General features: G+C 33.1%; 17 protein-coding genes. 10 read left to right on the forward strand and 7 right to left on the reverse strand.

Features of this window, described 5'->3' with window-relative positions; all coding sequences use genetic code 11:
* Nucleotides 1–124 precede the first annotated feature (124 nt).
* Nucleotides 125–1,444 (forward strand): APC family permease, encoded by a 1,320-nt coding sequence (locus IHE43_RS19390; RefSeq protein WP_192185432.1) that lies wholly within the window; start codon nucleotides 125–127, stop codon nucleotides 1,442–1,444.
* A 63-nt stretch (nucleotides 1,445–1,507) separates the two neighbouring features.
* The gene (locus IHE43_RS19395) at nucleotides 1,508–2,131 is read left to right on the forward strand and encodes a GyrI-like domain-containing protein (RefSeq protein WP_192185433.1); all 624 of its coding nucleotides are present in this window, start codon (nucleotides 1,508–1,510) and stop codon (nucleotides 2,129–2,131) included.
* Nucleotides 2,132–2,207: 76 nt separating this feature from the next.
* Here the strand turns inward: IHE43_RS19395 and IHE43_RS19400 are convergent, their stop codons facing one another.
* Complete coding sequence (locus IHE43_RS19400; RefSeq protein WP_192185434.1) at nucleotides 2,208–4,844, reverse strand: valine--tRNA ligase; 2,637 nt, start codon at nucleotides 4,842–4,844, stop codon at nucleotides 2,208–2,210.
* A gap of 242 nt (nucleotides 4,845–5,086) precedes the next feature.
* On the opposite strand from IHE43_RS19400, the gene IHE43_RS19405 reads away from it, so the two are divergent.
* On the forward strand, nucleotides 5,087–5,467 hold the full coding sequence (locus tag IHE43_RS19405) for a DUF1573 domain-containing protein (RefSeq protein ID WP_192185435.1): 381 nt from the start codon (nucleotides 5,087–5,089) through the stop codon (nucleotides 5,465–5,467).
* A gap of 71 nt (nucleotides 5,468–5,538) precedes the next feature.
* Here the strand turns inward: IHE43_RS19405 and IHE43_RS19410 are convergent, their stop codons facing one another.
* The 5 genes from IHE43_RS19410 to IHE43_RS19430 form a co-directional block, all read right to left on the reverse strand.
* Nucleotides 5,539–6,027 carry a hypothetical protein gene (locus tag IHE43_RS19410; RefSeq protein WP_192185436.1) on the reverse strand — a complete coding sequence of 163 codons (489 nt, stop codon included), beginning with the start codon at nucleotides 6,025–6,027 and terminating at the stop codon, nucleotides 5,539–5,541.
* A gap of 100 nt (nucleotides 6,028–6,127) precedes the next feature.
* Nucleotides 6,128–8,257, reverse strand: a complete 2,130-nt coding sequence (locus IHE43_RS19415; protein WP_192185437.1) for an OmpA family protein — start codon at nucleotides 8,255–8,257, stop codon at nucleotides 6,128–6,130.
* A gap of 10 nt (nucleotides 8,258–8,267) precedes the next feature.
* The gene (locus IHE43_RS19420; RefSeq protein ID WP_192185438.1) at nucleotides 8,268–9,203 is read right to left on the reverse strand and encodes a type IX secretion system membrane protein PorP/SprF; all 936 of its coding nucleotides are present in this window, start codon (nucleotides 9,201–9,203) and stop codon (nucleotides 8,268–8,270) included.
* Nucleotides 9,204–9,235: 32 nt separating this feature from the next.
* Complete coding sequence (locus IHE43_RS19425) at nucleotides 9,236–11,863, reverse strand: gliding motility-associated C-terminal domain-containing protein (RefSeq protein ID WP_192185439.1); 2,628 nt, start codon at nucleotides 11,861–11,863, stop codon at nucleotides 9,236–9,238.
* Nucleotides 11,864–12,023: 160 nt separating this feature from the next.
* Nucleotides 12,024–13,349, reverse strand: a complete 1,326-nt coding sequence (locus tag IHE43_RS19430) for a PDZ domain-containing protein (RefSeq protein ID WP_192185440.1) — start codon at nucleotides 13,347–13,349, stop codon at nucleotides 12,024–12,026.
* A gap of 122 nt (nucleotides 13,350–13,471) precedes the next feature.
* Between IHE43_RS19430 and IHE43_RS19435 the strand changes: the two genes are divergently transcribed.
* The 7 genes from IHE43_RS19435 (at nucleotide 13,472) to lgt (ending at nucleotide 19,662) form a co-directional block, all read left to right on the forward strand.
* Nucleotides 13,472–14,668: a pyridoxal phosphate-dependent aminotransferase gene (locus IHE43_RS19435; RefSeq protein WP_192185441.1), complete on the forward strand. Its 1,197-nt coding sequence runs from the start codon at nucleotides 13,472–13,474 to the stop codon at nucleotides 14,666–14,668.
* A 150-nt stretch (nucleotides 14,669–14,818) separates the two neighbouring features.
* Nucleotides 14,819–15,577, forward strand: coding sequence for a hypothetical protein (locus IHE43_RS19440; protein WP_192185442.1), 759 nt, complete (start codon nucleotides 14,819–14,821; stop codon nucleotides 15,575–15,577).
* A gap of 165 nt (nucleotides 15,578–15,742) precedes the next feature.
* Nucleotides 15,743–16,414 carry a GTP cyclohydrolase I FolE gene (gene folE, locus IHE43_RS19445; RefSeq protein ID WP_192185443.1) on the forward strand — a complete coding sequence of 224 codons (672 nt, stop codon included), beginning with the start codon at nucleotides 15,743–15,745 and terminating at the stop codon, nucleotides 16,412–16,414.
* A 38-nt stretch (nucleotides 16,415–16,452) separates the two neighbouring features.
* The gene (locus IHE43_RS19450) at nucleotides 16,453–16,842 is read left to right on the forward strand and encodes a four helix bundle protein (RefSeq protein ID WP_192185444.1); all 390 of its coding nucleotides are present in this window, start codon (nucleotides 16,453–16,455) and stop codon (nucleotides 16,840–16,842) included.
* Between the two features lie 80 nt (nucleotides 16,843–16,922).
* Entirely contained in the window at nucleotides 16,923–18,401 is a 1,479-nt protein-coding gene (cysS, locus tag IHE43_RS19455; RefSeq protein WP_192185445.1) for a cysteine--tRNA ligase, read from the forward strand.
* Nucleotides 18,402–18,422: 21 nt separating this feature from the next.
* Complete coding sequence (yidD, locus tag IHE43_RS19460) at nucleotides 18,423–18,662, forward strand: membrane protein insertion efficiency factor YidD (RefSeq protein ID WP_056186540.1); 240 nt, start codon at nucleotides 18,423–18,425, stop codon at nucleotides 18,660–18,662.
* A gap of 67 nt (nucleotides 18,663–18,729) precedes the next feature.
* Nucleotides 18,730–19,662, forward strand: coding sequence for a prolipoprotein diacylglyceryl transferase (gene lgt / locus IHE43_RS19465; RefSeq protein WP_192185446.1), 933 nt, complete (start codon nucleotides 18,730–18,732; stop codon nucleotides 19,660–19,662).
* A 509-nt stretch (nucleotides 19,663–20,171) separates the two neighbouring features.
* Here the strand turns inward: lgt and secDF are convergent.
* Nucleotides 20,172–23,144: a protein translocase subunit SecDF gene (gene secDF / locus IHE43_RS19470; RefSeq protein WP_192185447.1), complete on the reverse strand. Its 2,973-nt coding sequence runs from the start codon at nucleotides 23,142–23,144 to the stop codon at nucleotides 20,172–20,174.
* Nucleotides 23,145–23,152: the final 8 nt, after the last annotated feature.

The raw sequence follows: 23,152 nt of genomic DNA on the forward strand, positions 1-23,152 counted from the left end.
TTTATAAAACCTTTTAAAAAACCTCATTTAGCAATAGATGAGGTTTTTTATTTTCAGAGAAGAAAGTGCTTTAAATATCTTTACTTTTGCGACAAGCATTCTAATTTCAACAAAACAAAATTCTATGTCAGATTCCAAACCAAACCAATTAAAAAAAACGCTTGGATTAAGTTTTAATATTGCAGTTTTAATTGGAGGAACAATTGGAGTTGGAATTCTGCGAACACCGGGAACAATTGCCGGAATGTTAGATAATTATTGGCTGATCATTGCTTCCTGGCTTTTTGGTGGAATATATGTTTTAATTGGCGCCAATTCGTATGCAGAGCTTGCTACAATGCTTCCAAAAGCAGGAGGATCTTACAATTACATTAAAAGAGCTTTTGGAGATTATGCCGGTTTCTTATCTGGCTGGTTTGATTATATTACCAATGCGATTCCGCCCGCCTTTTACTGTATTGTAATCAGTGAATATTTGATTATTTTGTTTCCGGGTTTAGCAAATTATTCTACTGTAATGGCAATTTCACTTTTAATTGCATTTGTATTGTTGCATTTAAGCGGTGTAAAAAACGGAAGTGCCATTCAGCAAATTACCAGTTTCCTTAAAGTTATTTGTTTTGTTTGTTTAGTTGTGGCGTGTTTTATGTATTCCGGAGTGCAATTAGCTCCGATTCCTAAAGACAATTCATTCTTCCAAATCGGACTTATATTTGGCTTTTTTAAATCGCTGCAACTTATCATTGGGACTTATAATGGCTGGAATAGCGTTTGCTTTTTTGCTGAGGAAAATGATAATCCGAGTAAAAATATTCCGAAATCATTATACAGCGGTGTGCTTCTGGTTATTGCTATTTATGTTTTGGTAAACGTTGCATTTTTCCATGTTTTATCGCTGGAAAACATAGCAAAATCTAATCTGGCTGCCGCCGATGTTGCCAACATTATCTTCGGTAAAAATGGCGCTATTATCGTAACAGTAATTTCTATTTTCTCTTTAATCAGCATTCTGAACGCTTTCATGATGATTCCACCAAGAATTTTATATGGCTTAAGCCGGGATGGTTTTTTTATTGAAAAGGGCACAAAAGTTAATAAAGGCGGCACTCCCATTACGGCCCTGCTGGTTTCATCACTTTTTAGTTTGTTTTTAATTTGTATTGGTTCTTTTGAAGTTTTATTTACGTTTGCTGCCTTTACCTCTATTATTGTTTGGGGGTTGGCGTATTGTGCGCTTTTAAAATTAAGATCTTCTGAACCGGAATTAGCAAGACCTTATCGATCTATTTGGTATCCCTGGGCAACCATTTTAGCCATTATTGCTTCAATTGCAATACTTGCTGGTTTTATTTTTAGCGATCTTAAAAGCTTTTTAATCATAATTGGAATTACTTTGATTTCTTATCCTTTGTTTTTGGTTTTAAATCGAAATAATAAAAAATAGAATTACTGATGACATAGGGTTGTCACATGGTATGATTTACTTTGCCATCTAAACAAATCAAAAATGGATAAATTAGATTTAACAAAGGCCGACAAGGTATATTATACCGCTAAAACTAAACCTCAGATACTTTATATTGGAGAGACACATTATTTGTCAATTACAGGTAAGGGTGATCCTTCTGAACAAGTTTTTTCGGATAAAATTCAAGTATTATACGCTACAGCTTACGTTATAAAATTTATGTGCAAAGCATTAAACCATGATTTTGTCGTACCAAAACTAGAAGGCTTATGGAGTTTTGATGAAGAAAAATACAAGCTTATTTCTATGGAGGAAGCGCCCTTAAAAATACCACGAAGTGAATGGAATTACAGATTAATGATCAGAATGCCAGATTTTGTTACCAGAGAACAAGTCGAAGAAGCTACTGCTATTGTTATTAATAAAAAAGGAATAAAAGCTGCAAGTACAATCGAATTTTATGAAATGACAGAAGGCAAAGTAATACAAATTCTTCATGTTGGTCCTTTTGCCAATGAGCCTGAAACACTTAAAAAAATACAAGAATTTACTTCTGAAAACAATTTACAAAAAAATGGAATCCATCATGAAATCTATTTGTCAGATTTTCGAAAAACTTCTCCCGATAAATTGAAAACTATATTAAGAGAACCTGTAAAATAGTACTCTATTAAATAAAAAAATCCCAATTCTGAAAATTCAGAATTGGGATTTTTTATATTTAAAGTAAGCTAGATTCTTATTTCAAACCAGCAATACTCTGCTCGATTGTAGCAATTTTCGCCAAGGCATCAGCTTCTTTTTGTTTTTCGTTAGCCAAAACTTTTTCTGGTGCTCCCGAAACGAATTTCTCATTAGACAATTTTGCCTCAACTGATTTTAAAAAACCTTGCGTGTAAACTAATTCTGCAGTTAATTTTGCAATTTCAGCTTCAACATCGATATTTCCTCCTGAAATCGGAATGAAATATTCATTTGATTTTACACGGAAAGATAATGCTCCATCTACTTTAGCCGAAACATATTCGAAAGCGGAAATATTTCCTAATTTAGTTACGATTGTATCAAAATAAGTTGAGATATTCTCGCTGTTGATTGCTTTCAATTCGATTGCATCTTTAAATGGAATATTTTTATCTTTTCTAATCGTTCTGATTCCAGAAATTACTTCAATTGTACTTTCAAAATCAGTAATTAAACTCGCATTAAATGGTTTTAATTCTGGCCATGTTGAAACAATTAATGCTTCTTCAGCAGTTCTGTCAGCAATTAAATGCCAAATTTCCTCTGTTAAGAATGGCATAAACGGATGTAACAATTTTAAGTTACTTTCTAACATTTCAATTGCTTTATCAAACGTTGCTTTGTCAATTGGCTGTTGGTAAGCCGGTTTAATCATCTCTAAAAACCAGGAACAGAAATCATCCCAAACCAATTTGTAAATGGCCATTAACGAATCTGAAATTCTGTATTTCTCAAAATTATCTTCAATATCAACTAAGGTTTGCTGCAATTTCGCTTCGTACCATTCGATTGCTACTTTTGATGATTCCGGTTGTGGAATAGTTTCAGAAACCTCCCAGCCTTTTATCAATTTAAAGGCATTCCAAATCTTGTTTGAAAATGCTTTTCCCTGATTACATAATTCTTCATCAAACATAATATCGTTTCCGGCAGAAGCACTCAAAAGCAATCCTACACGAACACCATCGGCACCGAATTTTTCGATCAGGTCTAAAGGATCAGGAGAATTTCCTAATGATTTAGACATTTTGCGACGTTGTTTATCACGAACCAAACCAGTCAAATATACATTTGTAAATGGTTTTTCGCCAGCATATTCATATCCTGCAATAATCATTCTGGCAACCCAGAAAAATAAAATATCCGGACCAGTTACCAGGTCATTAGTTGGATAATAATATTTATAATCTGCACTTTCCGGATCCATTATTCCACCAAAAACAGACATCGGCCATAGCCAGGATGAAAACCAGGTGTCTAAGGCGTCAACATCCTGCTTCAGGTTGTTGGTTGTTAGTTGTTGGTTGTTCGTTTTTTCTTTAGCTAAAGCTAAGGCATCTTCGATGTTTTCTGCAACTACAAAGTCTTCTTTTCCATCTCCGTAATAGTAGGCCGGGATTTGTTGTCCCCACCATAATTGACGAGAGATATTCCAATCACGGATATTATTTAACCAGTGTGCATATGTGTTTTCGAAACGTTTTGGGTGCAATTTAATATCGCCATCAACCAATACAGATTGAATTGCCGGTTTAACTAAATCTTCCATCTTCAAAAACCATTGATCTGACAATCTTGGTTCGATTACCGCTTTGGTTCTTTCAGATGTTCCTACTTTATTCAAATGGATTTCGGTCTTCGCCAAAGCGCCAATTTCTTCTAATTCTTTTGCAATTTCAGTACGAACCACAAAACGATCTTTTCCCTGATAATGCAATCCGAAACTATTTAGTGTAGCATCTTCATTAAAGATATCAACGATTTCAAGATTGTGCTTCTCCCCCAGCGTTTTGTCATTCATATCGTGCGCCGGAGTTACTTTTAAACATCCGGTTCCGAATTCTACATCTACATATTCATCTTCGATAATTGGAATTACTCTGCCACAAATAGGAACAATAGCTTTTTTTCCTTTTAAATGAGTAAAACGGGCATCATTTGGGTTGATACAAATTGCAGTATCCCCAAAGATAGTTTCAGGACGTGTTGTTGCAATCGTTAAGAAATCTTCTGAACCTTCAATTTTATATTTTAAGAAAAATAATTTTCCTTGTTGCTCTTCGTAAATAACTTCTTCGTCAGAAAGTGTTGTTTTAGCTTCCGGGTCCCAGTTTACCATTCGGTATCCTCTATAAATCAAACCTTTGTTATATAAATCAACAAACGATTTAATTACAGACGCCGACATATCAGGATCCATGGTAAATTTAGTTCTTTCCCAGTCGCAGGAAGCTCCTAACTTTTTAAGTTGGTCAAGGATAACTCCACCGTATTTATCTGTCCATTCCCAGGCGTGTGCTAAAAACTCTTCGCGTGTTAAATCATTTTTATTGATTCCTTCTGCTTTTAATTTTGCTACAACTTTCGCCTCAGTTGCAATTGATGCGTGATCCGTTCCCGGAACCCAGCATGCATTGAAACCTTTAAGACGTGCGCGACGAATTAAAACATCCTGAATTGTATTGTTCAGCATATGCCCCATATGAAGCACTCCTGTTACGTTTGGCGGTGGAATTACAATTGTGTAAGGTGTTCTGTGATCTGGCTCCGAATGAAAATAGTTGTTTTTCATCCAGTAATCATACCATTTATTCTCGATCGTTTTAGCGTCAAATTGTGCTGGAATTGTCATTTTATCGTGGATATGTTTAATCGTTAATTTGTTTAATCGTTAATTTGTTTTACTCTTTCTTAATCGTTATCAATTAAACGATTAAACAGTTAAACAAATAAACCATAAAAACTTTGGTTCAATTTTTGTAATTATAACTGACAGCAAAAGTAAATAATTAAAGACACTATAAAAAGCGAATTAATAATTTGTGTGTTAATTAAAAGAATGTATATTTACTTACAACTTAAAATAATTTCAAAATGAAAAATGTTGCCTCTTTTATTGCAATCGTATTGTTTACTGCAATGGGTTACGCACAAAATGGCCCGAAAATTGAATTTTCGGCTCAGGACAATACAATTGATTATGGAAAAATTTCTAAGAGTGATAATGCAGTTCGTTCATTCGAATTCACCAACACCGGAGACGCTCCATTGATAATTACTGGTGCAGAATCTACAGTAAGTACTATCGTAGTTACAAAACCAGCAACTGCTATTTTACCAGGGAAAAAAGGAAAAATTGATGTAAAATATAATATGGCCGCTGGTCCTATTCGTAAAACTATTACTGTTGAAACCAATGCAGTGAATTATCCTGATGGTCGTGTAGCCTTAAAAATTAAAGGTGAAGTGTTATAAAAAAACAATTTAAACTAAATAGTAAAAGCCGTTTCATATGAAACGGCTTTTTTATTGTATTTTTTCTTTATTTATTTTGATTTATCTGTACACTCAACAGTTGTGAATTTATATTTCACATTTTCGAAATCTATTGGTTTATCTTTTACCAAATAAGTAACGCCCATTGTCGTTTGCATGGTTCCATTTCCTAAGATAAGTTGGCTATCTCGTTTTAAAAGTGCCATAGGATTTTTAAATTTTGTGTTTTTATTTGTAGTATCTACAAATGTATAGTCAACAAACAAAGTATCCCCTTTAAATTCTCCTGCTACTTCACCAGTTCGTTCCGGTGCATTAGCAACTTTCATCACCATATCTCCGGATATCTTTCCATTTTTTAATGTGTTTACTTTTAAATCAATCGTATCTTTTTCATATATCGCCTTATAACACTGAGAACTTACAACCTTTTCACCTTCGGCTTTAGCGGCTTCAATTTCTTTTTGTTTTTCATCATTTTTACAACTTTGGAATCCAATACAAGTGATAACCAAGGATAATGCGATTATTTTTTTCATAGTTTAATTTTTAAGTTCATTCTTATCCTATAAAAATAAATAAAAAAGAAGCCAAAAAAAAGGCTTCTTAATTAAAATTGTATTTTTTGATCAGATATATTTATAACTTTTTAATTACAAATTCGCTTCGTCTGTTCAATTCGTGATCTTCTTCTGAACAGGCATCATCTGTTTTACATTTTATAATTGGCACAGATTCTCCATAACCTTTAGCCGAAACTCTGCTGGCATTGATACCAGACTGAATAATAAATTCTCTGGTCGAATTGGCTCTTTTTTGAGATAACTCCTCATTGAATTTCGCATTTCCACGTGAATCAGTATGGGATCCAATTTCGATCACCATTCCCGGATATTTATTCATTAAAGCCACAACTCTGCCTAAAACTACTTTCGATTCTTTACGAATGTACCACATATTATAATCGAAATAAATCGGATCCGTTTTAATGATTAATCGGTCTTTATCTTTTACGACATCTTTTTCCTGTGCCATAATTTGATTCTCTTTTTCTTTTTTCTTCGCTTCTCCTGCTGCAATTTCATCGGCTTTAGCCTTTTTTGTTGCTTCATTTAAAGCGATAAGAGCCAGAGCTTCTTTATCTTTTTTCTCTTTTTCCAGACGAATTTCTTCTTTTCGTTTATCTTCTGCATTTTTCTGTTCTTCCAATTTAATGGCGTCTAAAGATTTTAATGCCAATGAACCATCGTTGGTTATATTTCTGGTTTTTCCAATTTCCAAAGTTCTTGACTCGTTAGTATATTTTTCTTTAAAAGCAACAATTGTATACGTACTCTCGCACGCAACAGTAAAACTAAATTGCCCATCTGCCGAAGTCGTAATTGTATTTAAAGTCTTTTTAGCAGAATCCTGCAACATTACAGTCGCATTTTCTAGTACTAATTTAGTATCAACATCTGTAATTGTTCCGGCAATAAACTGTTTACAATCTTCAACAATTAAATCTTTAATTTCCTTGAATTGATAGATGTCATCGCTTCCTTTTCCGCCATCTCTGTTGGATGCAAAATAACCTTCTTTGGTATCTGAATCAATATTAAAAGAGAAATCATCCAAATTAGAATTTAATGGCAAACCGATATTAACAGGTTCTGAATATTCATTTCCGTTAATATCTGAAACAAAAACATCCAACGATCCATAACCTAAATGTCCATCAGAAGAAAAATAAAGTTTGTTATCATTTGAAACAAAAGGAAATTGCTCTCTTTTATCTGTATTGACAATTGTTCCTAAATTTTTTGGTGTATCAAATGCTCCTTTATTGACATTTACTGAATAAATATCAAAAGAACCAAGGCTTCCCGGCATATCAGAAGCAAAATACAATACTTTTTCATCAGCACTAAGAGCAGGATGTTCTACAGAATAATTCGGACTGTTAAACGGAAGTGCTGTAATATTGGTCCATTTTCCATCAACTAACTCGGCTTTAAAAATCTGAAGATTCGAAATTTTCTCATCGTTTTTCTTTTTCGTTCCATTTTTAGAATAATTTCGCGTAAAATACATTGTTTTGCCATCTTTAGTAAAAACAGCATTTGCTTCGTGCATTCCGGTTTTTAATTCGTCTGCAAAATAACTTACATTCGATTCCGTTGTATTAATCTCATTTAGAGCAACGGTAACCAAATTCAAATAAGTCTCATTGTCCCATTTGTACTTTTTATCAAACAATCCCGGTTTTAGTTTAACTGCTGCAAAAACAAGATTTCCTTTATATTTTACAGCTCCAAACTCTGAATTAGGAGTATTGATTGCCAGATTTTTTATATCAAACCGGTTTCCAATTGCAGAAACATTTTCTAGTTCGTGAAGTTCGTTTTCAAAATAGATAGAATCTTTGCCATTTGTTGCAGTACTATAATATTTCTTTAAGGCCGCATTAGCATCAGCAGGACTATTTGTAGCTTTTAACGTTTGAGCATATCTGAAATAATAATTTCGATCTAAATCTTTGTTATAATTATTTATTAAAAGTCTATAATAACGTTGTGCTTTGACTAAATCATTGGTGTAATAATAAGAATCTGCCAGGTTTTTAATTACTTCCTGAGAAGGTTTTTCTTCAGCTAATTTTTCATATAAAATAATGGCTTCACTATAAAATGTCTTATCAAAAAATCTTTTGGCTCTGGCTAAATCTTTATCCTGGGCGTTTATAAACTGTATTGAAAATACGAATATAATAACAAGTAGTTTTTTCATATTTATCATTTTAAAAGAATCTAGGTGATTTATCATATCCTTTTCCTAATAAATCTAAATCAAACAGCAACATAATTTCATGCGTTCCCGAATTGAATTGTCCCAGATTTGAAAGCGTATAATCGTATGCATAACCGATTCTTAAAGAAGGTGTAACATTAATATTTGCCAAAGCACTGAAAGAATCATTTATCCTATAAGCTGCACCAATTTCAAATTTCTCATTGTATAAAACATTTGCCGTAATATCTACAGCAACTGGAGCACCTTTTACAAATTTTGCCATTGATGCAGGTTTGATTTTCCACATATCATTTAGCTGAAAAACATAACCGCCAGTTAAATACGTATGAATTTCTTCAGATCCATAAGCGTTTAGTCCTGACTTTTCCTCAATCTGTTTTGACTTCAATAAATTTGGAGCAGACAATCCTATATAAAAATTATCTCTAAAATAATACGCCCCTATTCCAATATTTGGTTTGGTTACATTGATGTCTTCTGCGAAAGCGGCATCAGTAGCTGCATTTCCGCTTTGTAAAAGAAAGCCATTAAAATTGCTTTGCAAGGCTGAGAATCCCGCTTTAAGACCAAGCGAAAGTTTATTTTTCCCACCTAAATTAAGGACATAAGCAAAATCACCATAAACATTATTTTCTTTTTTGGCTCCGTCTCCAATATCATCAGATACTAAAGATAAACCCACTTCGATTTTATCACTTAAGGCAGTATGTCCGAAAAAAGTAAACGTTTTTGGTGCTCCTACGGCGCCTACCCATTGCGTTCTGTACAAACCTCCAAAATTCATCATCAAAGGAGTTCCTGTTGCATATGCGGGATTAATCACACTCATATTATACATATAATGTGTGTATTCAGGGTCTTGCTGTGCCCAGGCTGTGGTTATATAAAAGAGAAAACTTATAAAGAGTATTATTTTTTTCATTTGAAAATTATATTAAATAATGTAAAACGGAATTATCGATTTAAATAAAGACGTCCTTGTTTAGGAGGCGTGTTGCCTTTATTAAAATGGATAACATAAAAATAAACTCCATTTGGTGCAGTGCCGTGGTTAAGCCCCTGTGTTTCATAATTTATTCCGTCCCAGCCCGGTTTGTCTTTTCCTCCCCTGTACATTCCGTTCCCATATCTATTAAAAATTTCAATTTGGTAATCCGGAAATAAAAAGTCAATATTCGTAATAACAAATACATCATTTACCCCATCACCATTAGGAGAGAATCCATCCGGAATAAAGAAATCTGGTGGTACAACATCGCAATCCGTTAAGGATACCGTAACTTCGGTATAATCATAGGAAAGACAATTTTCTGTTGAGAAATCGAAGGCATAATACTTTTTTTTATCAACTAAGGCAGTTGTTGGAGGAAATAGATATCCATTTTTTGGAGCATCATACCAAACAACTGACGAAGGTACATTTGTATTATTTGATAAATCTGCAATTGTTGGCGCATCTAATCCGCAGAAATTTTGTCCGTCCGGATTAAGTTCCGGAGCCGGAGTATCTTTTAGTGTAACTATAATCATAGTTGCCGATGATGTACAATTTAAAGTTGTTTCTGTTACATAATAATTTTCCTCTTTTAAAACATAAGTATTGGCAAGAGGAGTTGTTAATGTTGCGGAATTATACCATTTGTATTGCGTTCCTTTTGGCTCTAAACTAGCAATGGTAGCCAAATCTGACTTGCAAAAAGACTGATTACCTGCAGTTGGTGCGACAGGAATAGGGTTTAATGAAAAAGGATCTGCCACACCTGTAATATTGATACCACAAGTTGTTGTGTTATTTATCAAATTGGTAACTGTTGCTGTTGTAGATCCTGTGTTTATAAGTAACCCCGCCGGAACTACAAAACTTGCACTACCATTTGTTGCAGTTAAAGTGACTGTCTGTACTGCTGCCAGATTACTTCCTGTTAGCACATAAGACAGTGTAACATTAGTTAAACTTCCTAATCCTGAAACTGAAGCTGTAACAGGTGATCCAAAACAAACATCATTAATTTGGATTCTTAAAGTGGGTACATTAGGAAGTGGATTTATAAGAATTGTACCTTTTAAATCTGCACTGTTTGTACATTGTGAAATTACATGAGTAATATTCGTAATCTTAATTTCTCCTGTACCACTTTGCGAATTTAAGATCGAAGGCATTGTAAAACTCGCGCTTCCTCCCACAAATGTAACTCTTGCTATTTGGGAAGATGCATTATTAGCACCTGAAATATTATATACAATATCATAATCCCCATTTATAATTCTTGCAGCATCAGAAATACTAACTAATGTATTGCTATTTTGACAAGTCGTTATGGGTGCAATTTTTGCTCCTGTTAAATCCGGAATTGGATATATACTTAGTACATCTGATAAATTGTTGATGATATTTTTACAAGCCCTTTCGCTATTTACAGAATATATATCATTAATACTTACAGTAAAATTTCCAACCCCTTGAAAATAATCTGAATTTATTGGGAAAATAAGTACGCCATTCGTAAAATTTGCCATTATCGTTTCTGATCCTCCATTTGGTCCGGAAACATTAAACGAGACATAATAACTACCATTAGGAATAGTTGTAGCGCCTTTAGTAATAGTTACAGAATAAGTCGCTGTTGGGATTTCTGTTTCGCATATATCCGAATCAACTGTAACCTTGGCATCTGTAAAATCAAGTTTTCGCTCAAGTCTGATTCTGATTGAGGTCGACTCATTTGAACAAATTGGGTTTGTTGAAGCAACAGTATAAGTAAAAGAGTAATCCCCTGCTCCCAATCTGTTGAATATTTTTTGTATATCAATATTATGATCTCCGACAGTGGTTAATTCTCCGGTATTGCTATTATCTCTCCAAACGCCACCTGCATCTTCTCCGGAAAGTGAATTAAACAAATCATAATCTGTATAAGCCGTTAAACCATCGCTCCCACATAATGATACTCTATTAGCAGTTCCTGACTCAGGTGCCCTGATAACAGTAACCTTTGCGGTTGATGACATGGCAGGACAAGTACCAAAAGCAGGCATCGTATAAGTAAACTGAAAAGTTCCACGCAAATTTTTTACAGGAAGATTGGGACCAATATTTTGATTTGTAGTATCGTTATGCCATTGTCCGTTAGAATGCGGTGCTAAGTATTCACCATCAAAAGCAGAGAAAAGATTAAAAGTCTCAACAGCACTACAAACAGAAACATTTGGAGATGAAACTCCTGAGTATCCTCCTATCGTTACTTTAACAGTAGCTGAATTATCCGGACAAAGACCAAAACCTTCAACAGTGTAAGTATAATTAAAAGTCCCACTACGACGAATAAGATGTGCATTTAAAATTCCGGTAGTTGCATTTAGTCCACCAGAACCGTTATCATCAGTCCATTCACCTCCTGTAAGTGGTAAACCATTTAAGAAAGCAAATAAATCTATTGTTTGGTTGCTCACATCAGCAACATTACAAATTGGAGGCACTTCTCCATCATCACCGGCACATTGTGCAAAAGTTTCCGAAGGAAAAAATGAAAGAAAGACGAAAAACAAAATTACTCGTAAGAAATTAGTGTATTTTTCAACCATAAACTATTAATTTGTTGGCAAACTTAATAAATATTAACGCTGAATAGGTACTATTTTTTTAAAACAACAAAATTTTAGTAAAATTTAAACAAAATATAAAAATATTATTGATAATCACGATCTTAATGTAAAAAAGTGTGCTTTTTTTAATTGTATTTTCTTACAATTCATCTTCCAGTTTAAACCTGAATTTTAAAATTAAACTATTGCGTTCTACCTCCAAAGTAATCCACACATCTTCTTCCGATTTTAATAGCATATTAATTTGCTGCAATGAATATTTGTATGGTGTTGTCTGATTAATGCTAACAATAATATCCCCAGCTTTTAAACCGCATTTTTCTGCTGCAGAATGCTTACGGATGTTTACGATTTCATAAACAGGTTTTAATGAAAACTTATATTTGAAATCATTATTCTTACTATCATTAAAACCAGCCTCACTTGGTGAAGTAACCACTCGAACGGTTTCTAAATGTACTGTTTCCTGAACCCATTGCAAACCATTATGCTGTACCGTAATACCACTTTTATTGTAGGTAAAAGGTTCTGAAAATTTACTGTTTTTTTTAAGAAACATCTTTTTATCTTCATAATCTAAAATAACAGTAAATCGCTTTAAAACTTCACCACCTACTGAACCAATACGCCCCGGAACCATTCTGACATTTCTAATAGAAGTTGAATCAGGAAAAGCAACAATTGGATTCTTAAAATCAAATTCATCAACAGAAAACTTCTTAATTTTAGCCCGATGACCTTCTACATCACCACTAAATCCTTTTCCTAAAAAATCAGGAAAATTCTTTTTAGGCAATTTAATTTTGTTGTTGTCAAAAATCCAGAAAGCGTCACTATTACCAATATCAATTAATAATTTAGCAGCAATGTTAACACTATCAACAACAGCATTTGCAAGAATATAAGGCTTCGCCCTTTCGATAGTAATAGGAACTGTCTTAAATTTTTTGTCTATCCTCTTTTGATTTTTTTCGTTGTTGGTATGTATAATGACTTTTTTCTTCTGATAATTAATTTCAACTAAATTATTTTTAAAAAATTGATACCCAATAATACCATTTACAGGAATTCCGATATGAGAAGACAAATTAAAATTTTGATCTAAAATAATATACAACAAATGATTATGAGATCTTAATCCATGAGTTTCTAATGTATTATTGGTTGATTTTAGCCCCTCGATTTCTTCTTCACTTCCTAACCCTCTTAACTTTATCTTCTCTACATTTTTAAAGCTAACCTCTTTTTTCTCTTCCATACTAAACAAGATGGTTTCCTCGACTCCTGAATCTAACAAGAAATTCAACTCGATTCCATTGACTTTTATCGGAATAAAAACAAGATTATTAATGAGTTTAAAAGGTATAACTACCTTAGTACGGTGGTCTTCGATCGAGAAATCTTCCTGAGCCAAAAGCAAAAAAGGTGTGAAAAGCCCAAAAAACAGCATGAAATATTTTTTCATTGATAATATTTTAGGATAAAATTAATAAAAATATTGATAATTGTTACATTTTCGTAACACCCTATAATGTTTACGTTAAATTGGAAAAAAAAATGCAAATTTGCACTTCAATAATTAAGCTCATGCCAACAATTTCACACAAAGGCAGAAACATGCCCGAATCACCGATACGCAAACTAGCTCCTTATGCAGACATTGCAAAACAAAAAGGACATAAAGTGTATCACTTAAACATTGGTCAACCGGATATAAAAACACCCGAAGTGGCCATCGAGGCGGTAAAAAATATTGATTTAAGTATTATAGAATACAGTCCGTCTGCCGGATATGAAAGTTATAGAAAAAAATTAGCAAAATTTTACCAGCGTCAAAACGTAAATGTTAACTCAGAAGACATCATTATAACTACTGGTGGATCTGAAGCCTTATTATTTGCATTGGCCACTATTACAGACCCGGGAGATGAAATCATTATCCCTGAGCCTTTTTACGCTAATTATCATGCCTTTGCATCATCAACAAGTGCAACAGTAATACCTCTTGTTTCGACTATCGAAACGGCATTTGCTTTGCCTGGTATCGAAGAGGTTGAAAAGTTAATTACTTCAAAAACGAAAGCCATTTTAATCTGTAATCCTGGAAACCCAACAGGTTATTTATACTCTGAATCAGAAATTAAACAATTAGCAGGTTTAATCAAAAAACATGATTTGTATTTAATCGCAGATGAAGTTTATCGCGAATTCTTATACGACGGAGATGACGTTCATTTTTCTGTGATGAATCTGGATGATGTACAGCAAAACGTAATTATGGTAGATTCTGTTTCAAAACGTTACAGTATGTGTGGTGCAAGAATTGGCTGTCTGGTTACTAAAAATGCAGCTGTTTTGGCAACTGTAATGAAATTTGCCCAGGCACGTTTAAGTCCGCCAACTATCGAACAAATTGCTTGTGAAGCTGCTATAGATACACCACAAAGCTATTTTGATGAAGTGATATCAGAATATAAAAGTCGTCGTGATACTTTAATCACCGAACTTAATAAAATTGAAGGTGTAATTGTAACGAAACCAAAAGGTGCTTTTTATTGCATCGCGCAATTGCCAATCGAGAATTCTGAAGACTTTGCACAATGGCTTTTAGAAAGTTACGATCTTAATGGTGAAACTGTTATGGTTGCTCCGGCTGCCGGTTTTTATTCAACTCCGGGAATGGGATTGAATCAGGTAAGAATCGCGTATGTTTTAAATAAAAAAGATTTGATTAAAGCTGTAAATGTTTTAAAAGAAGCACTTTTAGTTTATAATAAAAGATAAAATCAAAAATACTTACTCCAAAATCTGTTTTAACTTAAATGTTAAAACAGATTTTTTTTGCTCTGTATTTTTCTAAAAATAAATCCATAAAAAAGCTTTGATATAATTAGTTCTTAGTAAATTAGCTATAGCTTTATAGACTTTTTACTCATGAAAAAGTTAATTATAATATCATTTCTTTTTCTGACATCAGCATCATTTACTATTAATAAAAATAGTTTAGATGCAAAAAATCGTTTTAAAATTAAATCTGTTTTTAGTTATAAAAATGAGGGTATAGAATATTATCGAAAAGAAATTAACCGTGCTTTTTCATTATTAAAAAAACAAAAAAAGAAGATTGATTTAGAGCTCAATAAAAACGAAAAATCACAAATTCTTTCTATTGCTTTTCCGGAAATTCTAAGATACGATTCTTACTCTGACTACCTCGAGACATCCTCAAACAAAATTTTATATGTGAATGAAGGAAAGACTGCATCTGATTTTTCAACGGGTTATTTTCAGATGAAACCTTCCTTTGTAGAGGATTTAGAAAATTATGTGGCCAATACAGAAAGTTTGAAGTCATATAATTGGATTCTTATTCAAAAGAAAAATGAAACAGAAGCCAGAAAAGAGAGAATAAACCGCTTAGGAAATTTTCAGTGGCAACTTCGATATCTGAAAGTATTTTGGTATGTTGCCGAATATAAATATCAAAATATCGATTTTAAAACTACACAAGACAAAATTCGATTTTTTGCAACTGCCTATAATTATGGATTTACCAAACCTGAAAAAGAAATAACAAAATACCAATCTGTAAAAAAATTTTCTCCTGAAGAAAAACCTAATGCTGAAAAATTTGCATTTGCAGATTTTTCAATTGATTTTATAAAAACTTATTCCTCTTTTTTTAATCAATGAACATAATAAATGAAAAACACTAAATTAAAAAATATATAAGTAGTGCTAATTTAAACTATATCCAAAAACGATCAATTAAATAGTAAAAACGATAGAAAAGGTTTCCTTTTTATTAATTATCTTTACCGCCTTAAAAAGATATACCCATTATAATAGTAGTTTTTAATGACAAATAACGAAGATTTTTTAGACGAAATAGGAGACAATCATTTTAGCAGCAACGCGAAAAACCCTGTAAGACAGGATGCTTTTGACTTAACAGATGATGAAAAAATAGAAAGAATAAAAAAAGATGTCGAAAACATTCTACAAACTCTTGGAATGGATTTGACAGATGACAGCATAAAAGGTACTCCAAACAGAGTAGCAAAAATGTTTGTAAAGGAGATTTTTGGTGGCTTAAACCCTTCAAAACAACCAAAAGCTTCTACTTTTGACAATAATTACAAATACGGTGAAATGTTAGTCGAGAAAAATATCACTGTTTATTCTACCTGCGAACACCATTTACTGCCAATTATTGGTAGAGCCCATGTAGCTTATATTTCCAGCGGAAGAGTTATCGGTTTATCAAAAATGAACAGAATTGTAGAATATTATGCAAAAAGACCTCAGGTTCAGGAGCGTCTGACAATGCAAATTGTTCAGGAATTACAAAAAGCTTTAGGAACTGAAGATGTCGCCTGCGTTATTGACGCCAAACACCTTTGCGTAAACTCAAGAGGAATTAAAGATATCGAAAGCAGTACAGTAACTTCTGAATTTGGTGGAAAATTTAAAGATCCTCAAACAAAAAGAGAATTTTTGGATTACATTAAATTAGACACACAATTTTAAAAAAGTTTATTGTTTGTTGTTGATAGTTTGTTGTTCCTATGGCGAAAATACAAAAATTTGAAGATCTCGAAATTTGGAGAATGGCGAGAACAATCTGCCAACAGATTGAATTCCTCATACAAAACACAAATTTAAAAACAAACTATTCTTTGAAAGATCAAATTGATAGAAGTTCAGGATCAATAATGGATAATATTGCTGAAGGTTTTGAACGAAATGGCAATAGGGAATTTATTCAATTTCTAAGCATCGCAAAAGGTTCAGCAGGAGAAGTAAAATCACAATCATATAGAGCGTTTGATAAAAAATTGATTTCCGAAGAACAACATTTAAAGTTAAATGAAATCGTGGAATTAGAAAAAAACAAAATTGGAGCCATGATGAATTACTTAAACAATTGTGAAATCAAAGGACTCAAATTCAAATAACATTCCGAGCAAAACAATAAACAATAAACTAAAAACAATCAACGGTTAAACAAATCAACGATTAAACAGTAATAGAAAATATGCCTTTATATACTACACAGCCTCTAAAAATATACAATTCACTGTCAGGTGAAAAAGAAAATTTCAACCCAATTCATGAAGGAAATGTTGGAATGTATGTTTGCGGACCTACAGTTTATAGTAATGTACACTTAGGAAATGTGAGAACTTTTATGTCGTTTGACGTCATATTCAGGTATTTTTTACATCTTGATTATAAAGTTCGTTATGTACGTAATATTACGGATGTTGGTCATATTGTAGACGATGTTGATGAAGGTGAAGATAAAATCGCAAAAAAAGCACGTTTAGAGCAACTTGAACCAATGGAAGTTGTACAGCGCTATACCGTAGATTTTCATGATATTTTAAAGTCATTCAATTTTCTGCCGCCAAGTATAGAGCCAACAGCAACTGGTCATATAATTGAACAAATCGAAATCATCAAAAAAATTATCGATACCGGAATTGGTTATGAAGCCAACGGATCTGTATATTTTGATGTCGTAAAATATAACGAAACCAACAATTACGGAGTTTTAAGCGGTCGAAATATCGAAGATATGCTAGCCAATACCCGTGATCTTGATGGTCAGTCAGACAAAAGAAATCCGCAGGATTTTGCCCTTTGGAAAAAAGCAGAACCGGAACATATTATGAGATGGCCTTCACCCTGGAGTGATGGTTTCCCGGGATGGCATTTGGAATGTACTGCAATGAGCACCAAATATCTTGGTAATCACTTTGATATTCATGGTGGCGGAATGGATTTAAAATTCCCTCATCACGAATGCGAAATCGCCCAAAACGAAGCTTGTACAGGTCAGTCTCCGGTAAATTACTGGATGCACGCCAACATGCTAACTTTAAACGGGAAAAAAATGGCAAAATCAACTGGTAATAATATTTTACCAGGGGAGATTTTAAGCGGAGACAATACCATTTTAAGCAAAGCTTTCTCTGCTTCTGTAACACGATTTTTTATGTTACAGGCACATTACAGAAGTATCTTGGATTTTTCTGATGATGCGATTGTAGCTGCAGAAAAAGGATATAAAAGATTAATGGAAGCTGTTGACTCTTTATCAGGAATTACAGCAAGCGCAACAAGTTCTATTGATATCTCATCGTGGAAACAATTGTGCTACGACGCCATGAACGACGATTTCAATACGCCAATTTTAATTGCGCAATTATTTGAAGCCGTTCGTTATATCAATTTATTGAAAGAAGGAAAAGAAACCATTTCTGCCGAAGATTTAAAAACATTTACAACTGCAATTAATGCTTTTGTTTTTGACGTTTTAGGTTTAAGCGATGACAAAGCTGCTGACAGTAATAACGATAAATTAGAAGGTGTTGTAAACATGCTTATTGCAATGAGAAATCAAGCAAGAGCTGATAAAAACTTTGCACTTTCTGACCAAATTCGTGATCAATTGATCGGTTTAGGCATACAATTGAAAGACGGAAAAGAAGGTACAAGCTTTTCAATATAATCCATTCATTTCTAATAAATCATGAAAGTAATCACTCCATTTGTTTTATTAGTACGCTTTTATCAAAATGCCATTTCGCCATTTACACCAGCGTCTTGTCGTTTCGAGCCAACATGTTCAAGTTACATGATTGAAGCACTGCAAAAACATGGATTATTTTATGGCGGTTACTTAGGAATGAAACGTATTTTGAGTTGTCACCCTTGGGGAAGAACAGGCTACGATCCCGTTCCTGAAAAGAAATGTTCGCATAAACATTAACTTTTAATAAAGACTTACTCTGCTTTAAATATTTATTTTTACAATCAATAAAAAAATACAATACTATATGACACACGCCTTAAACCTCGTTTGGAACCCTTCAGAAGGAATCAATTTAGGATTTTTTATGATTCGCTACTACAGTTTAATGTTCGTAATTGCTTTTGGTTTAGGATGGTACCTAATGAAAAAGATCTTCGAACGCGAAAATGAATCAATTGACAAACTTGATTCTTTATTTGTTTGGACCGTTTTAGCTACTTTAATAGGCGCTCGTTTAGGACATGTTTTATTTTATGATTGGGAGTATTTTAGAAATCATTTACTTGAAATCTTTTTACCATTTAGATTTGAGCCAAAATTCGAATTCACAGGTTTCCAAGGTTTAGCAAGTCATGGTGCAGCAATTGCAATTATTGTCGCTATGTACTATTATAGCAAAAAGATCTTAAAGCGTCCATTGTTATGGATTTTAGATCGTGTTGTTATTCCGGTTGCAAGTGGTGCAATATTCGTTAGGTTAGGTAATTTTTTCAATTCTGAAATCATTGGACACGAAACAACTTCTGCATTCGGAATTCGTTTTTTACACGACAAATTTAGTAAAGCTGAAGCTGTTAACGCAACTCAAATCGCAGATCCAAAAGAAGCTTATAATGCAATTGCGCACGATCCAAAATTCGCTGAATTATTAGCCCAGGTTCCTGCAAAGCACCCAACTCAATTGTATGAGGGATTCTGCTATATTTTTGTATTTGCCATTTTATTCTTTTTATACTGGAAAACAAATGCAAGACTTAAATCGGGATTCTTATTTGGATTATTTCTAGTGCTTTTATTTGTTGTACGTTTCATTGTCGAGTTCGTAAAAGAAAGTCAAGGCGGAATTGAAGAAGAATTAGGCTATTTCTCCACCGGACAATGGCTAAGCATACCTTTTATCATTATCGGTCTTTTCTTTATCATTAGAGCACAAAGAAACCCATTAGCAACATCTTAAAACGTAATTACAACATACAAAATCGCCCAATATTAAATGTATTGGGCGATTTTTTTTTGCCTTAATAGTAAATAGATAAATTCATTTACAACTTGCAACACCTTTAATTTCTTTAAGTTCATTCTTCTAATCTTTATTTTCAGGAGCAGAAGGTTAGCTTTTTCAACAGAACGTTTAGTCCCTCTATCCGCTATATTCCCGATTAAGAAAAACAAGGTTCTTTAGCCGTAGTTTTTGTTAATCGGGAGATACCGCTCCCATCGAGGCTAGATTAGAAGTCTATTTTTCAAAAGAAATATAGCACTGTTAAAAACCACTTATAAATTCTACTGCAACACCAAACACAGTATAACTAGCTAAATTTTAAAAGATTAACAATTTTTCTAAAATAAAAACAAACACTAAAAACAAACACTGTTTTCAAATGCATTTAAACTAAATCTTAAAATTAGCACAAAAAAAGATCCAGTTTTCACTGGATCTTTTTCTATATATCAACTAGCAGTTACTTATGCTTTATTATGCTTGTCTTCGATTGTATGTTTATCATCACTTGAAATCGTATCAACCAATACCGGAGTTGCGATAAATAATGAAGAATAAGTACCTACAACAATACCTACTAACATGGCGAAGATAAATCCTCTGATTGATTCACCACCAAAGATAAACATCGTTAATAATACGATAATCATCATTAATGAAGTATTTAATGTTCTTGATAATGTAGTATTAATAGATGCATTTACAATATCTTCAAAACTACCTTTACGGTTTCCAAGGATAAACTCTCTAATTCTGTCAAATACAATTACAGTATCATTCATAGAGTAACCAATAACAGTAAGAATCGCAGCAATAAAGTGCTGATCCATTTCCATGTGGAAAGGCATGAATTTATAACATAAAGAGTAAATTCCTAATACAAAGATTACGTCATGCGCAACAGCTGCAATCGCACCTAATGAATATTGCCATTTACGGAAAGAGATCATTAAGTATAAGAAAATAACTGCCATTGCACCAAGAACTGCCCAGTAAGAGTTTGTTTTGATATCTTCAGAGATAGAAGCTCCAACTTTAGAAGATTGTAAAACTCCAACTCTTTTACCATCAAAAGTATTAGTAAATTTATCATAAGAAACATTAGGGAAATATTTCGCCAATGCATCATATAATTTTTTGTTCACTTCTTCATCAACAGCAACTCCATCTTCTTTAATTTTATATTTAGTTGTGATTTTCAACTGATCATCATCACCTAAAATTTTAGCCTCAACCGGAGTTCCAAAAGCAGCAGATAATTCATCTGAAATAGCAGTAGCATCTACTGATTTTTCAAATTTCACCTGAAAAGTTCTTCCTCCAACAAAATCAACACCTTCGTCTAATCCGTTAACGAAGAAGATAGAAACTAAACTTACTACAACTACAATTGAAGAGAAGATATAAGTGAATTTTTTAATCTTAATAAAGTCAAAGTGGAAATTAGTAAACCAGTTTTTAGTAATATTTGTAGAGAAAGTTAAATCACCTTTTCCGGCAATATTTCTGTCAATGAAAATTCTTGCAATAAAAATTGAAGTAAACAATGAAGTTACGATACCAATTAATAATGTTAAAGCAAAACCTTTAATTGGTCCTGTTCCAAAAATAAACAAGATTGCTCCAGTTAAAACGTGCGTTACGTTCGCATCAATAATAGAACGCATTGCACCGTGCCATCCATAAGAAGCAACAACAGCCTCAGACAATGATTTACCTTCACGCAATTCTTCTTTTGCTCTTTCAAATATAATAATGTTAGCATCTACCGCAGTACCTAATGTTAATACGATACCTGCAATACCTGGCAATGTTAATACAAAACCAAAACTTGCCATAATTCCGAACAAGAATAGTAAGTTTAATAATAAGGCAAGGTTAGCATACCAACCCGCTTTACCATAATAGAATACCATCCATAAACAAACTAATAAAAATCCTAATACAGATGAAATTGTACCAGCATCAATTGCAGCCTGACCTAAAGATGGTCCAACAACAGTTGATTGGATAATATCTGCAGAAGCCGGTAATTTACCTGCATTCAATACGTTTGCTAAATCTTTAGTTTCAGCCACATCAAAAGAACCTGTAATTTCAGATCTTCCTCCAGCGATTGGACCACTAGTAACACCAGGAGCAGAATACACAATGTTATCTAAAACAATTGCAATATAACTTTTTTGAGCAAAAGCTCTACCTGTCAATTCTTCCCAAACTTTAGCACCCTGGCTATTCATTTGCATAGAAACAGCTGGTTTTCCTAATTGGTCAAAAGTATCTTTTGCATCAGTAACAACACCTCCGCTCATAGCAGGTACGTTATCTCTGTTTCCTTTTAAAGCATATAATTCAACTGCTTCAACTTCTTTTCCTTTAGCATCTTTTAAAGTAGTTGGTTTACTCCACACAAATTTTGCATTGTGTTGGTCAGCAGCCAATAAAACTCTAATTTCTGGTCTTTTAAAATAAGCATTGATCGTAGCAGTATCTTTTGGAGCAAAGTAAGCTAAAACTGGTCCACCACCCTGACCTAACATTTTGTCAAATAATGGGTTGTTTCCTTTTTTAACATCAACAGAATCTTTAGCATCAGTTAATAAAGCATTCAATGAATCTTTAGCAACAGTTTTAGTTTCTGTTTTCTTTACTTCAGTCTTTTTCAAAGCTTCGTTAGTAGCAACTAAGAAGTTTCCAATTTCTTCAATTTTATAAGTTTCCCAAAACTCTAACTGAGCTTTTCCACCTAATAATTTTTTAATTCTGTCAACATCCTTAGCACCAGGAAGCTCAACTAAGATTCTTCCGGTTTCTCCTAATTTTTGAATGTTTGGTTGTGTTACACCAAATTTGTCAATACGCTCTCTTAATACTTTGTAAGCACTTTCAATAGACTCATCAACTTTTCTTTTAATAACTTTTTGAGCTTGCGCATCAGTCATTTGAAAATCAATTCCACCTTCTCCTTGTAAACTTCTGTTTGCAAAAATATCTGGTGAAGCTAATTTTGTAGTTCCGTTTGAGTTCGCTTCAAAAGCTTCAAAAAACTTATTTAAATAGGTTTTGTTTCCTTCTAAATTTGCAGTCGCATCAGCTAATGATTTATTAAATACCGGGTTTTTAGAATTGTTTGACAATCCTTTCAATACATCCTTAACAGAGATTTGAAGAATAACGTTGATTCCTCCTTCTAAGTCAAGACCTTTATTTAATTGTTTGTTTTTTACTTCATTATAAGTAAAATTTGTAAAACCAAGATTTAGCACATCTACTTTACCAATAGAATCTAAATATTTTAGCTCTTTATCAGGATTGTCTCCTGCAAAAGCTTTAGCTTCACTTTTGACGCTGTTTGCCACAAAAGTGAACGAAAGTTGGTAAATACTTACCAATGCAAATAGAATTGCGAAAAATTTAATAAGTCCTTTATTCTGCATTATTACTA

Origin of the sequence: Flavobacterium sp. MDT1-60 (assembly GCF_014844035.1) — a bacterium.
Lineage (GTDB): Bacteria > Bacteroidota > Bacteroidia > Flavobacteriales > Flavobacteriaceae > Flavobacterium.